Source organism: Microbulbifer sp. VAAF005, from assembly GCF_030012985.1.
Classification (GTDB): domain Bacteria; phylum Pseudomonadota; class Gammaproteobacteria; order Pseudomonadales; family Cellvibrionaceae; genus Microbulbifer.
The window spans coordinates 5,234,026-5,248,404 of record NZ_CP120233.1; the positions used below are offsets into that span (position 1 = coordinate 5,234,026).

A 14,379-nucleotide genomic window follows, 5' to 3' on the forward strand; every position below is an offset into this window, starting at 1 on the left:
CGCAGGTCATCGGGGTATGGTTGGTTCGGCATTAATTCGGAGGCTGAGACCGGTAAAAAACTGTGAGGTCATTACTTGCCCTCGAGATTCGCTGGACTTGACAGATGCTAATGCTGTTTCTGATTTTTTTAATTCGGAATCGATTGATACTGTTTATTTGGCTGCGGCAAAGGTGGGGGGCATATTGGCGAATAGCAGGCTCCCAGCTGATTTTATTTACCAGAACCTGATGATTCAAGGCAATGTAATCCATCAGGCGCACAAGGCCGATATCCAAAATTTGTTGTTTATTGGGTCGTCTTGTATTTATCCAAGGAATTCCCCCAACCGATACGGGAGCGGGACTTGCTTGGTGGTAGTCTGGAGCCGACTAACGAGCCTTATGCTATTGCCAAGATTGCCGGAATTAAGTTGTGCGAATCGTACTCAAGGCAGTATGGACGTAACTATCGCAGTGTTATGCCGACAAACCTTTATGGTCCACATGATAACTTTGACTCTGCAAATTCACATGTTATCCCTGCATTAATATATCGTTTCCATAAGGCCAAAAATGAAGGGCTGCAGAATGTCAGGATTTGGGGGAGTGGTGATGTTCGACGAGAATTTCTGTATGTAGAGGATATGGTTGATGCGTTGGTGTTTGTAATGGGTTTGGAAGATCGAGTATATCGATCCGTGACAGAGCCTATGTGCTCCCACCTAAATGTGGGTACTGGGGTGGATTGCACTGTTAAGGAGCTGGCTTATTTAATCGCCGAGATCATTGGGTTTGAGGGAAATATTACATTTGACAGGTCGATGCCTGATGGTGTGCCGCGGAAGTTGCTAGACACCTCAAAGCTATCGAAGTTGGGGTGGGATTCCCAGACTTCCTTGGGAGTAGGGTTAAAGAAAACATACGACTGGTATAGAAGTATTTTACGTTGATCGAATGTCAGATATTGTAATTTGTACTAAAGTTCTCAAGAGAGGTTTTACTTTTCACGAAACGACAACTTGAGACTTTTTGTGATAAAAATAAGCCTGATAACGGTTTGTCTAAATAGTGCTGACACCATTCGCGACACAATACTATCCGTGTTGGCTCAAGATTATGCAAATATTGAGCATATAATTATTGATGGTGGCTCTACTGATGGCACGCTAGAGATAATATCTGAGTTTAAAGACCAAGTCGCGGCAGTTGTGTCTGAAAAAGACTCAGGTATTTATGATGCTATGAATAAAGGTATATGCCTGGCGTCTGGCGATATAGTCGGCACAATTAACTCTGATGATGTCTATTCTGATAGTCGTGTAATTTCAAATGTTGTTAATGAATTTTTGGTTTCGGGAGCCCAATCTGTCTATGCAGACCTGGAAATTGTGGCTCGTAATAATTTAAGTCAAAGAGTACGTTTCTATGGCTCCAGTAAATTTAGGGTTTCAAAATTTCGCTGGGGCTGGATGCCGCCCCACCCTACATTTTTTGTACGGCGTGACTGTTATAAAAAGCTAGGTTTATATAAAACCAACTACCGTGTTGCAGCAGATTTTGAATTGCTAGCTCGTTTTCTTCATCGGGATAAAATCAGCTTCAGGCGCTTGCCAAAATGTATTGTGAAGATGCGTGAAGGGGGTGTTAGTTCCCAAGGCATTTGGGGGCGGATTCATCAAAACCTGGAAATTGTTAGGGCTTGCAAAGAAAATCATATCTACACAAACTTTTTCCTGATTCTATTTAAAGTACCTCTTAAACTGCTCGAATACACAGGAATTGGCCTTACCCATAGGCGGTGAAGGCCAACCTTTCCCTGTTTGATTTGAAGTGGCTCCTGTTAAGAGAACAGTGAGGGCAGGGCGCTATCTGCTTCACGGGGTTCACTTTTAGGTTTCGCGTTCAGTAGTAAGTCGACTATTGCTTTCACCTTATTGATGTCCAAAGGACTAGCTGGTGACTTGTAAATAGCGGCGTCCAGAACTGCTTGGAGCTGATCCAGCTCAGGGATGTTCAGTTGCCTCGCGGTCTCAGCCAAGCTCTTCCCATTTACTTGCGGCCACTTTGCAGCAAGCCACTTTAAAGTGGCTTGCTGGATATGGATGGGGTTCTCACTCTCCAGAGCTTTTTTAAGGGCACGGGTTTCACGTTGTAAGTCGGGAGCCTGGGTGTGGTTGCTCGGTATTTGCTGGGCGGGTTTGCGCCTCTGAAAGAAAAAGTACAGCACCCACAGTAAGTGAGAGGCAATCGCGATAATAGCCAGGTTGCGCCAAAAATGGCTCACCGTACCGACTTGTTCAGTGGGTGTAGCTGACTGAGGTACTTTAGCACTGGTTTCATTGTCGCTGGTTACTGCAGCAGCAGTACCGGAAACTGAGAAGCGGAATGCCGGTAGTTGAGTGGTGCGTTGTCGTTGGCTTTTTGTATCCCACCAGGTCACAGTGACAGGAGGAAGCTCGTAGTCCCCGGGTTGTGTAGCCACAATCGCGGTTGTCTCAATACGGCTTCCGGTAACGCCGTTGGGCCCAACCTGGTCTTCTTGTTGCGGTTGATCGGGGTAAGTTTTAAGGCCATCCACGTTGAGTTTGGGAAGTGGGGGCAACTGTGCGGCCCTGAGCCCTTCGGCACGTACGGTAAGAATTCGGGTAATAGGTTCGCCTACGGCAAAGGTGTCCGGGTCCTGGCTCCAGCTTTGAACAATGCCGAGACTGGCAGCGGGCAGCCATTGGCTGCCAGAGTAGTCAGCGGGTTTTGGCAGCACTTCAATAGACTTCTCCTGGGAGCGAAGTCGAAGCCTTTGGCTGTTGCGATTAAATAGGGAGAAGGGATCCCTGCGCCCAGCGATGGCCACGTAGGTAAGTGCGGGGATGCTGAGCTTGCCTGAGCTATCTGGGAAAACGGCGTAGGTAACTTCGTAAACCGCATGGCTCACGTCATTGAGCTTGCGCTCATATCGCTGCTCATCGACTTTTTCTGCATGAGCGCCGGCAACCTTGAGAGGCTCTGTTGCGATATCGTGTAAGCCGATAGTGGTGTACAGGCGAATTTTTACCAGCAGTTGCTCTTGGACATAGACCTTTTCCTTGTCGAGTGTTACTTCCAGAAAAGCCTGCTTTTCACCGCCGTTAGGTCCACTTTGTGCCTCGGTGACCGTGACGGGAACCGCATCGGAAACCTCTCCTTGATAGTTAAAAGAGGGGATAAACAGTTTGCCTTCCCGTTTGGGGGCTAGCGCCAGTACCCACTCGACAAAACTCTCTGCACGGCCATTGATAACGCGATACTGATTGGACTGTTGGCGTGAGAGAATATCGAAATCCTGTTCCAGCAAGTCAAAGTCCGGTTGTCCACCACTTTTGTCTCCTGAATAGCGCACACGTAAATTGACTGTCTCATCAATTCCAATCTTATCTCTGTCGACCGTTGCGCTGAGATCGCTTGCTAAAACCGGTGTCGACAGACAAAGTGCTATTGCAAGAAGTAGCAAAGCGAAGGCGTGGCTGAGTGGGAGGCTCCAAAGTTTTATTCGGTTGTTAATGATTGCGTCCATAGGCATTTTTGAAATCAGTGTCCTTGAATCCAGCGACATTGTTCTACTGTTCTTTACCATCTTTGTGTCGCCCCATTTTCCGGCGGCTCCCACTCTCCGCTGCGATAGGCACGGCGCCTTTGCAGGCTCTCGTATTTGAACTTCTCGCGCATCAGGCCGGCTGGATCATCGGGAATTTGACGGAGCCATTGGTCCAGGGCTTGTTGGGTTTCCTGGTCGAGTGGGCTTTCTTCAGCCCCAGTAGGCTGCGATTCCCCTTGCGGCGGTTGTTCTTCACCCTGTTGTTCACCTTGCTGTTGTTGTTCGCTCTCCTGCTCTTCCTGGCCCTTTTCTTGGGAGCCCTGCTGCTCCTCACCTTGGGGCTGTTGCTCAGAGGACTCTGGTGAACCAGAGGGCTGTTGATTATTGCCCTGTTGTTGCTGCTCGCTGGACTGCTGTTCGTTGTTCTCAGCTTGCTGCTCTTGGTTTTGCTGTTGTTCCTGGCTCTGCTGCTGGCCCTGTTCCTGCTCGCTTTGCTGCTGTTCACCGGACTGCTGTTGGGATTGCTGCTGTTTTTCTTGCAGCTCTTTCAGCTTTTCAGCAATTTCTCGATTGTGCTCGGCATCGGCAAACTCGGGCTGCTTTTGCAGGGCTTCATCGTAAGCCTCGATAGCTTTATCGTAGTCCCCCTGTTGCACCAGGCTGTTGCCAAGATTGTACAAGCTCTGTGAATTATTACTTTGGGCGAAATTCTCCTGGGCCTCTGCGTAATTGCCTGCGCGATAGTTGGCAGTGCCTTTCCATTCGGGGTTGTGAAATTCTTGCGCGGCCTCGGCCGGCTGTCCCTCTTCCAGTAGGCGCTGGCCTTGCTGGTCTTTGCGTTGCCAAAAATCCTGCCATTCAATAGCCTGGCTTTCACTTGAAATCCCAGTTATCAACAGTAAGGGCAGGGCGCATGCCAGAGCTCCCCGACGGAAGAGTAGGGCTGCAAAAGGTAGTATTAAAAGCAGCAATAAGGGCCCTTCATCCCGCCATTGGTCGAACTCCCTTTCAGTGAGCTGCGCTTGTTGCGGGCTGTCAGTTTGAGGCAGTAAATAGTCGATATCGCTGTCATTTACCGTAATTTTGGCAAAACGCCCCCCGCTGGACTGGGCGAGCTGGCGAAGCTCACTGGCATCGAAATTGGAGATGACGATGGCCCCTTTACTATCAGTCACAAATCCACCGGTATTCCCCCGTGGGATGGGGCTGCCCTCGCCGCTGCCCACGGCGAGTACGCTCATCTCAACTTTTGCGTTGGACAGAGCTTTGGCAACCTCATCGGCGGCCATTGAGTCTATGCCGTCGGTAACGGCAAGTAATTGCCCGCGTCCTGCGGCTCCATCCTTTAACAGGCGAATCCCGGTATCGACGGCCATTTCGATATTGCTGCCGGGGACGGGCATGATTGAGGGCGACAACGCGGGTACCAGATTGGCGATAGTAGCCGTGTCCTCGGTAAGAGGGGTGACGACATGGGCTTCTCCGGCATAGGCGACGAGCGCGGTGAGGCCGTCTTTTCTCTGGCGCAAAATATCCAAAATTTTAAGGCGGGCGCGGGTTAGTCGATTGGGCGAGAGATCTGTCGCCATCATGGACGGTGACAAGTCTAGCAGTATTACCACGGCATCCTGGTTGCTGTACACCGGGGTTGGCAGCTTGCGCCAGGCGGGGCCGCCCAGAGCGATAATCATCGCGACCAGCAGCGCAAATATTAATGCAAATAACCAGGGTCTTTTACTGCCGCCGCGCAGTAGAAGGTGGGGCAGCAGATCTGGGTCTATGACCTTTTGCAGTTGAGCGCTGTTGAGCACCATCTTTGCCAATCCCCAACAGAGTAGTGCTGCGGGAATTAGCAGCCACAGAACCCCTGGGCGCAGGAAGTGGAAGGATTGGATTAGGTCGAGCATATTCACTGGGCTTGACCTCCATTGTTACGACTTATTTCTTCTCGTCTGGCAGGGAGCTGAAAATTGCTCGCCAGGGGAATCAGGGCCCAAATTCCAGCCAGTAGTAGGGCGATACTAAGGGGCCAGGTGAACAGGGACTTCATGGGGCGGTAACTTTCCGCTTCTTGTTCGACAGGTTCTAACTTATCCAGTTCGGCATAGATTTCTGCCAGCTCCTGCGGGTTGTGGGCGCGGAAATAGCGGCCTCCAGTTTTGTCGGCAATTTCCTTGAGTGTCTTGCTGTCGAGATCTCGCGAAGGGTTAATTCTACGGCTGCCAAAACGGCTCCCCAGAAGGCCGGGTTGAACCATTTCGTCGGCACCTACACCGATGGTGTAAACCGTAATGCCCGCTTGTTGTGCCAGCTCGGCAGCTTTGAGCGGGGAGACTTCCCCCGCGGTGTTGGCGCCATCGGTGAGGAGTATCAGCACGCGTTGCTCTGCGGGGCGTTGGGTCAGGCGTTTGACCGATAGCCCAATGGCATCACCGATGGCAGTTCCCTGTCCAGCAAAGCCGATCTGGGCCTCTTTTAGTAGAGTTTCTACCGTCTCCCTGTCATAAGTGAGTGGGGCTTGCAGGTAGGCGCGAGTACCAAACAATACCAACCCCAAACGGTCACCTTTACGCCGTTCAACAAAGTCACCAACCACCTGTTTTACTGCATTGATACGCATCGCCGGTCGGCCATTAATTACCATATCGGGCGTTTCCATGCTGCCTGAAATATCTACGGCAATAAGGAGATCCCTTGCGCTGCTGGGTTGAGATATCGGCTCCCCATACCACCGGGGACGGGCTGCGGCGCTGATTAAAAGCAGCCAGATCAGAATCAGCAAAAAGAGATTGAGCAGATTGCTTTGTTCGCCGCCGCCGCGTTGGGATAGCTCAGAATAAAATGGCACCTTCAGGGCGCTGCTCATGGGTTTGGAGCGGGGTAGCAGCCAGCGAGCGAGTAGCGGGAGTGGGGCTAAAAAGAAAACCCATGGCCAGGCGAATTCAAACATGCGCGGCCTCCCCGCCTTGGTGTTGCGGGCTGTTTTGGGTGGGTTGTCCGTGCTGCTTCACCCACAAAATGGCATATTCCTGTAGCGCTCGGTTTTTGTCTGGGTCACAGCTGCCACGATAGAGGTTTTCGACGAGTGCTTGTTGCGCATCAGAGGGGCACTCGAGTGGGGCTGACTTTTTCAGGAATTCGACCCATGCTGTGCCGATAAGATTGCCGCACTCTGTGCGACTGTATGTTGTAACTGCCACTCGCTTAAGTATTTCATTAATTTCTGGAACTGCATCCACCTCCTCAGTATTTACTGCGGCGAGCAGTGAGGCTGCTTCGACACGATAGCGATTGCGTTCAATTTTTTTGCGCCGCTGCCGCCACCATAGGGCAGCGGCGGCCACACAGACAAGAATTAATACGGCCAACATCCACCAGCCTGGAGCGGGTGGCCACCAATTAACCGCATTGGGCTCTTGTATATCGCGGAGTTGCGATAACAGTTCCTGGGCCTCGGGCGAAGGCGCTTGCGGTGTTGGGGATTGCATTTGTTTTGCCAGAAGACTTCCTTTTATCACGACTGGCCCTCAATTAAATTGCCAGTGCGTTTTGCCTTCGCTCCTTGGTTCGCCAAAACGCTGGCGACTAGCTTTTTCTGCACTTTCAAACTCATTACTACTTGGGCCTTCTCGTATTTTGCCAGCCATTATTTCTTTGCCGCGAGCCGTAGACGGACATCAGTGCTGGAATAAGCGGTTGGGTGTTATCAAAGTCCAGCAACGGCAGCCGATAACGCCGGCATAGTTGTTCAACCTCGGCGCGGGCGCGGGCTTGCTTTTCGGCAAAATGTTCGTGTACCGGCCGATTGCCGGCATGAAGGAATGTGCGCTGGCGACCGTCAGATATAGTGAGGGATTGGCCGGGCAGATGTTGCTCCAGCGGGTCCGATACCCTCAGTACCTGGAGGTCGGCATGGCGGGATAAAAGATAGAGTGGCTGTGAGCAGCTCTCGTCGAGATCGTGACAATCACTGATTAAAAAGAGCGCACTACCGGGGCGTGCGATTCTTCGCGCTTCCTCCAGCAATGTTTTCAGTGTTTGGTTGCCCTGTTCGGGGATGGGGCTGTTCAGTTCCGCAGCGCGGGCAACCGTACTGTGGATCATCGAAAGTACGGCGTGGTGGCTGCGGCGCGGGCGCACTGTATCTATTTCCCGGTCGGAGAAAAGTAGCGCCCCGATCCGATCACTGTGCTGTAAGCCAGCCCAACCCAGGGCTGCAGCGATGCCGCTTGCCGTCACCGATTTAAATGCCCTTTGGCTGCCAAAAAACATCGGCGAGCGCAAATCCAACAGGATAACTACCGGGCGTTCGCGCTCCTCTTGGTAAAGTTTGGTGTGGGTTTGGCCGGTTCGAGCTGTTACGCGCCAGTCAATGGAGCGCACATCATCGCCTGCCTGGTAGTTCCGCACTTCCTCAAAATTCATGCCGCGGCCGCGATAGCGAGTGAGCAGGCTGCCGGCCTGATCACTGCGGGCCAGGCGCGGCTTGAATAATTGCAGCTGCCGTGCGGCGTAACGCATTTGCACCAGCGGCGTTACTTCAGGGTAAGCCCCGCGCAGTTCGAGTTCAGTTGGGGGTGCTTCAGCGGACATCAGATCGCAGGCACCTGTTGAAGTAATCGCTCAATTACCTGGTCGGTAGTAATTCCCGCCGCTTCCGCCTCAAAACTCAACAGGAGCCGGTGGCGTAAAATATCGGGAGCGACATTCATCACATCATCTGGGGTGACGTAGTCGCGCCCGGCGAGCCAGGCGTGAGCGCGCGCGCAGCGATCCAGTGCAATTGTTGCTCTCGGACTTGCACCAAAATCTAGCCATGACGCCAGCTCGCTGTCATACTTCGCCGGCTCGCGAGTAGCAATGACAAGTTGGACAGTATAGGTTTCCACGGCCTCAACCATCTGCATTTCCAGAATTTGGTTGCGCGCCTGAAGAATGGTTTCTTGGCTGATAATTTCAGTGGGGCGATTTTCGCCAAGGCTAGCCTCGGATCTGGCCAGGCGCAGGATTTTTGCTTCCGCCTCCGCATTGGGATAGGCAAGATTTACCTGCATTAGGAATCTATCTAATTGTGCCTCTGGCAGAGGATAAGTCCCTTCCTGCTCAATAGGGTTTTGGGTAGCCATTACCAAAAATAACTGGGGAAGGGGATAAGTTTTTCGGCCGACACTGATCTGCCGTTCTGCCATAGCTTCGAGCAGCGCCGACTGAACTTTGGCTGGCGCGCGGTTAATCTCATCGGCCAGTATCAGGTTGTGAAACACTGGACCTGGTTGAAAATGGAACTCTCCGGTTTCCGGCCGGTAAATGTCGGTGCCGGTAATATCCGCCGGAAGCAGATCTGGCGTAAATTGAACGCGATGGAAGTCACCCTCAATAGCTTCGCCCAGTGTTTTAATGGCCTTGGTTTTGGCCAGGCCTGGCGCTCCCTCCACCAAAAGGTGGCCATCGGCCAGCATGGCGATCAGCAATCGGTTAACCAATCTCTCTTGACCGATAATCTGCTCTTCCAACCAATCGCCCAAAGCGGCGATATGATCCCTAATAGTCTGGTTTGCTTCCATAGTATCTCTTCTTCTGAGAATTTAGCCGCCGCACGGACCTGGCTGGCTTTCTACCATCTATATATAGTCGCCGCCGAGAAGGTGGCGACTGATGATTTTAGCGGCACCAAATGAAGAGGCAACTCTTGAGATGTAGGCCTCTGCCGAGCCGACTAGATTCTGAGGTGGAATGGACTTCTCCTCACCGTCTGACTGAAAGTGTAATTTTTAGGACTCAACCCTGCAGCTGCGTATGGGCTGAGATGATGACCTTTTCGGATCTACAGTGTTTGGATTCGATGTGACAAAAATGAGATTGGGAGGTTCCCCGTGAATATGGCGACGGTTATTACCGACAGCCGTGAAGAATTAGTTGCGCAGATTTGCGAGCTGATTCGTGACAAGCTGACCAGCGAAGCCGAACCCGTTGTGGCTTTTGCCCAGCAGTTCCTCAATCAGTACCCATTAGAGGATCTGGCCGGCCGTCGTCTTGTCGACGTCTATGGCTGCATATACACCTGGTGGAACTTTATTCAACAGCGCCCGGGCGGCCTACCCAAGGTGAAGGTCTTTAACCCCCGCCTCGAAGATGATGGTTGGGAGTGCTCGCATACAGTCATTGGTGTGCTGCAGCGGGATATGCCATTTCTGGTGGACTCCATTCGCATGGAGATCAATCGTCGAAATACAGTGACTCACTCGATAAAGAGTACGGTAGTTCGAGTCGAGCGTGATGCCAAGGGGAAACTGACTCGCCTGTTGCCGACAGAGGAAGAGTTGCTGGGCGAAAAGCCGCAGGCAAAAGGGAAGCGCATTACGAACGAAGCGATGATTTATGTCGAGATTAATCACGACACTTCATCTGAATTCGCTTCAGGTTTGATGACTGGCTTAAAAGACGTGCTCGGCGATGTGGAACTGGTGGTGGACGACTATGTCCCAATGCTGGAAACCTGCAGCGCAATGGAGGGGCAGTTACAGGCGGGGCTTCCAGACGAAGACACCAACCTATTGGAAGCCAGTGCATTTTTGCAGTGGATGCGCGACGGTAACTTCACCTTCCTGGGATATCGTGAATACGAGTTCAGTGTTGTCGGGGATAAGAAAATCCTCAATGAAGTTGAAGACCGCAGGCTCGGTATTTTCAAAAAGCTGGAAGAAGCTGCGCCGATGCTGGAAACCTCTTTTAGTGAGGGCAAGCAGCGTTTCTACCAAGGGCCCAATTACCTGACATTTGCCAAGTCCTCCGTTAAGTCCCGGGTGCACCGCACGGCCTATTCGGACTACGTGATGATTAAGCGCTACAACACCGAGGGCGAGGTGATTGGCGAAGCGGCGTTTATGGGGCTTTATACCTCGCCGGTTTACACCGAGAGCCCAGCGAAAATTCCGATTATTCGTCGCAAGATGGCCTCGATCATCGAGTCTAGTGGTCTCTCCGGGCAGGGGCACGATGGCAAAGCCCTGCGTCGGATTCTTGATACCTTCCCAAGGGATGAACTTTTCCAGGGCAGCACCAAAGAGCTGTTTGACGTGGTAATGGGTGTGCTGCAGTTAAATGAGCGGGCTCACCTTCGCCTGTTTATGCGTCGCGACCCCTTTGGTAAATTCGTCACTGCCACGGTATACGTTCCCCGTGAGCTGTTTAACAGTGATGTGCGCGAGGTGATTTGCGCGCATATTGCCAAAGCGATTAATGCGAAGGACTCGGACTTCACCACTTTCTTCTCCGAATCCATTCTCGCGCGGGTTCATTTTGTTTTCCGCGTGTCCCCCGATGAGCCTGTTGATTTTGATGTCGCGCTGCTGGAGGCGCAAATTGTGGATATTACCCGCTCCTGGGAAGATGTTTTCCAAAGATCACTAATTGAAAATAGCGGGGAAGAAGAGGGCAGTCGTCTCTATCGTACTTTTGGCCGCGCCTTCCCGGCGGGGTACCGTGAAGACTTTGAGCCTCGTATTGCGGTGCAGGATGTAGCAGCCGTTCAGAGCCTCAGTGAAGATAACCGGGTAGCAATGAGTTTCTACCAGCCGGTGGGGGCAGCTCAGGGCAGTCTGCGGTTCAAGGTATTCAACTGGGGCAGCGGCCTGACGCTCTCCGACGTGATTCCCGTGCTGGAAAATCTGGGCTTGCGGGTTATTGGTGAATTCCCCTATACGATTCGCCCCCGTGGCTATACCGATGTGTGGATGCACGAATTCCATCTGGAATTTGGTCTGCCCACCAAAATTGATGCGCAGGCATCCCGTGGCCTGTTCCAGGATGCGTTCGCGGCGATCTGGAATCACACGGCGGAAAGCGATGCCTTCAATCGCCTGGTGCTGGCCGCCCGGCTTAACTGGCGCGAAGTATCCATGCTTCGCGCCTACGCTCGTTACCTGAAGCAAACCAAGTCCGGTGCCAGTCAGAGCTATATTGCCGCTACCCTGGCCAGCCACGTGGATATCACCCGCAACCTGGTAGCCTTGTTTAGGGCGATGTTCGATCCCCGTTTAAGCACTGGTAAGCAGGAGCAGCCCCGTGTCGAGCGCTTGATCGCTAAAATTCACGATGGTTTGGATACGGTTGATAACCTGAATGAAGATTTGGTTCTGCGCCGATATTTGGAATTAATCCTGGCGACCCTGCGCACTAACTTCTTCCAGGTGGATGATGAAGGGCAGCCCAAGGATTATATTTCGATCAAATTCAGTCCCCGGGATATTCCCGGCATTCCCGAACCCCGCCCGGAGTTTGAGATTTTTGTTTACTCCCCTCGCGTGGAAGGTGTGCACTTGCGCGGCAGTAAAGTCGCTCGCGGCGGCCTGCGTTGGTCTGACCGACTGGAAGATTTCCGCACAGAAGTTCTGGGCCTGGTAAAAGCCCAAGCGGTGAAAAATGCGGTTATTGTACCCAGTGGTGCAAAAGGAGGATTTGTTGTTCGACGTCCGCCTACCGATGGCAGTCGCGAAGCCATGATGGAAGAGGGAATCTCCTGCTACAAAACCTTTATTCGCGGCCTTTTGGATATCACTGACAATCTGAAAGACGGCGAAGTTGTACCGCCCAAATATGTTGTTCGCCGGGATGAGGATGACCCCTACCTGGTAGTGGCTGCGGATAAAGGGACGGCGACTTTCTCAGATATTGCCAACGGCATTGCCGGGGAGTATGGCTTCTGGATGGGCGACGCTTTCGCCTCCGGTGGCAGCCAGGGATACGACCATAAGAAAATGGGTATTACAGCCCGTGGAGCCTGGGTATCGGTACAGCGCCACTTCCGTGAGATGGGGGTGGATGTCCAGAAAGAAAACTTCTCTGTTGTCGGCATTGGCGATATGGGTGGAGATGTTTTTGGTAACGGCATGTTGCTGTCTGAGCATATCTGCCTGAAAGCGGCCTTTAACCACCTGCATATTTTTGTGGACCCCAATCCGGATGCAGAATCCAGCTTTAAAGAGCGCCAGCGTTTGTTCGCCTTGCCCCGGTCGAGCTGGAGAGATTACGAGCGCAAATTAATTTCCAAAGGTGGTGGTATCTTCGAGCGTCGCGCCAAGGCCATTGCTATTACGCCAGAAATGAAAGAAGCGTTTGATATCAAACAGGATCAACTGAATCCCAACGAGCTGATTAGTGCCTTGCTCAGAGCGCCGGTGGATCTGATCTGGAATGGCGGTATTGGCACTTATGTTAAGGCTACTACCGAGACGGACTCCGAAGTTGGTGACAAGTCCAATGATCACTTGCGCGTTGATGGTCGGGAGTTGCGTGCCAAAGTCTTTGGCGAGGGCGGCAACCTGGGTATGACCCAGCGTGGACGTATTGAGTTTGCTCTCAATGGCGGGCGTTGTAACACTGACTTTATCGATAATGCGGCCGGTGTGGATTGTTCTGACCACGAGGTAAATATCAAGATCCTTCTGGATAAAGTTGTTGCCCAGGGTGATTTGACTGAAAAGCAGCGCAATGAGCTGCTGGATGGGATGACCGATGCTGTCGGTGAATTGGTGCTGCACAATAACTATGAGCAGACTTTTGCCCTCAGTGTGGCGGAATATCAGGTTGCCAAGCGCCTGGACGAGTACCGCAGAACTATAAACACTTTGGAAGACGACGGCCGATTGAACCGCGCGCTGGAGTTTATTCCTGACAACGAGCAGATTTCTGAGCGCGAGCACAAAGGGCAGTCCCTGACCCGCCCCGAATTATCGGTTCTAATTTCATACGTTAAGGTCAAGTTGAAAGAAGAGCTGCAAAATGCACAAATCACCGACAATGAGCGGGTGCGTTTTGCGGTTGAGTCTGCATTCCCGGAAAAATTGGTCGAGCGTTATCGCGACCAAGTCTATGACCATCCGCTGTTGCGCCAGATCGTGGCTACCCAGGTCGCCAATGAGATGGTTAACAGTATGGGTATCACCTTCTACAACCGTATCGGTACAGCCACTGGCGCCGATGTGAACGATGTAACTGCCGCTTATGTCAGCGCTCGTGATGTGTACGAGATGCACGACTTCCAGGAGCAGCTGGCTGCGCTGGACTACAAGGTGCCAGCGGAGCTGCAAACAGAACTGCTGAACTCGATGATAGGCCGTGTGCGCCGGGCAACCCGGTGGTTCCTGCGCAATCGCCGCAATGAGTTGGAGCCAGCTACCAACTGCGAGCTGTTCCAGGAGCCGGTACAGCGGGTTATTACAGCGTTGCCGCAGGTCTTGAGTGGCGAGCCCCTTAACGAATGGGAGCAGCGCTACCAGAAACTCCTGGAAGCAGGGGTACCAGAGGCCCTGGCCCTGCTGTCGGCGTCGCCCACCTACCTCTACTCGGCACTGGGTATTTCTGAGTCGGCGCGAGCTAGCGATACGCCCGTAGAGGAAGTTGCCACGGTTTACTTCAGGCTGTCGGATGAGTTGAACCTGCATTGGTTTGGTAATCTGATCGTCGACTTGCCGGTAGACAGCTTCTGGCAGGCGCAAGCCCGGGAGACCAGTATGGATGACCTGGACAGCCAGTTGTCGACACTGGCGGTGAACATTCTTCGCTTAGGCAAGGCTGAAAATCTTGATGTAGAGGGTGCAATGTCCCGCTGGAGCGCTATCATGGCGCCCGCAATTCAACGCTGGCACAATATGATTGCCGAGTTGAAGTCTACTTCTGTCGGTGACTTTGCCATGTTCACTGTGGCTTTGCGCGAGCTAATGTATCTCGCCCACGCCACTGCGGACCGGGAAACCCTGGCAGAACAGTAGCGGAATAGAGCCCAGGGGCCGCTCAAAGGCCCCTGTAGTATCGTCATCACAAGATAGAG

General features: G+C 52.5%; 8 protein-coding genes and 1 pseudogene. 3 read left to right on the forward strand and 6 right to left on the reverse strand.

All coding sequences use genetic code 11. The annotated features are described in order from the left end of the window. Positions 1–16 precede the first annotated feature (16 nt). Positions 17–930 (forward strand): annotated as a pseudogene (locus P0078_RS23590) (GDP-L-fucose synthase family protein). Positions 931–1,011: 81 nt separating this feature from the next. Then, positions 1,012–1,782, forward strand: a complete 771-nt coding sequence (locus P0078_RS23595; protein ID WP_282932300.1) for a glycosyltransferase family 2 protein — start codon at positions 1,012–1,014, stop codon at positions 1,780–1,782. Between the two features lie 38 nt (positions 1,783–1,820). On the opposite strand, the gene P0078_RS23600 is transcribed toward P0078_RS23595, so the two are convergent. The 6 genes from P0078_RS23600 to P0078_RS23625 all read right to left on the reverse strand — a co-directional run bounded on the left by P0078_RS23600 (position 1,821) and on the right by P0078_RS23625 (position 9,115). Further along, complete coding sequence (locus P0078_RS23600; RefSeq protein ID WP_282932301.1) at positions 1,821–3,590, reverse strand: BatD family protein; 1,770 nt, start codon at positions 3,588–3,590, stop codon at positions 1,821–1,823. Next, a complete protein-coding gene (locus P0078_RS23605; protein WP_282934673.1) occupies positions 3,584–5,458 on the reverse strand; it encodes a VWA domain-containing protein in 1,875 nt (624 codons plus the stop codon). The genes P0078_RS23600 and P0078_RS23605 overlap by 7 nt, the downstream gene beginning before the upstream one ends. 2 nt (positions 5,459–5,460) lie before the next feature. Next, a complete protein-coding gene (locus P0078_RS23610) occupies positions 5,461–6,501 on the reverse strand; it encodes a vWA domain-containing protein (protein ID WP_282932302.1) in 1,041 nt (346 codons plus the stop codon). Then, entirely contained in the window at positions 6,494–7,039 is a 546-nt protein-coding gene (locus P0078_RS23615; protein WP_282932303.1) for a DUF4381 domain-containing protein, read from the reverse strand. Before P0078_RS23615 ends, P0078_RS23610 begins: the two co-directional genes overlap by 8 nt. Positions 7,040–7,166: 127 nt before the next feature. Further along, a complete protein-coding gene (locus P0078_RS23620; protein WP_282932304.1) occupies positions 7,167–8,144 on the reverse strand; it encodes a DUF58 domain-containing protein in 978 nt (325 codons plus the stop codon). Then, positions 8,144–9,115, reverse strand: a complete 972-nt coding sequence (locus P0078_RS23625) for an AAA family ATPase (RefSeq protein ID WP_282932305.1) — start codon at positions 9,113–9,115, stop codon at positions 8,144–8,146. The genes P0078_RS23620 and P0078_RS23625 overlap by 1 nt, the downstream gene beginning before the upstream one ends. A gap of 315 nt (positions 9,116–9,430) precedes the next feature. On the opposite strand from P0078_RS23625, the gene P0078_RS23630 reads away from it, so the two are divergent. Continuing rightward, the gene (locus P0078_RS23630) at positions 9,431–14,320 is read left to right on the forward strand and encodes an NAD-glutamate dehydrogenase (RefSeq protein WP_282934674.1); all 4,890 of its coding nucleotides are present in this window, start codon (positions 9,431–9,433) and stop codon (positions 14,318–14,320) included. The last annotated feature ends 59 nt before the right edge of the window (positions 14,321–14,379 follow it).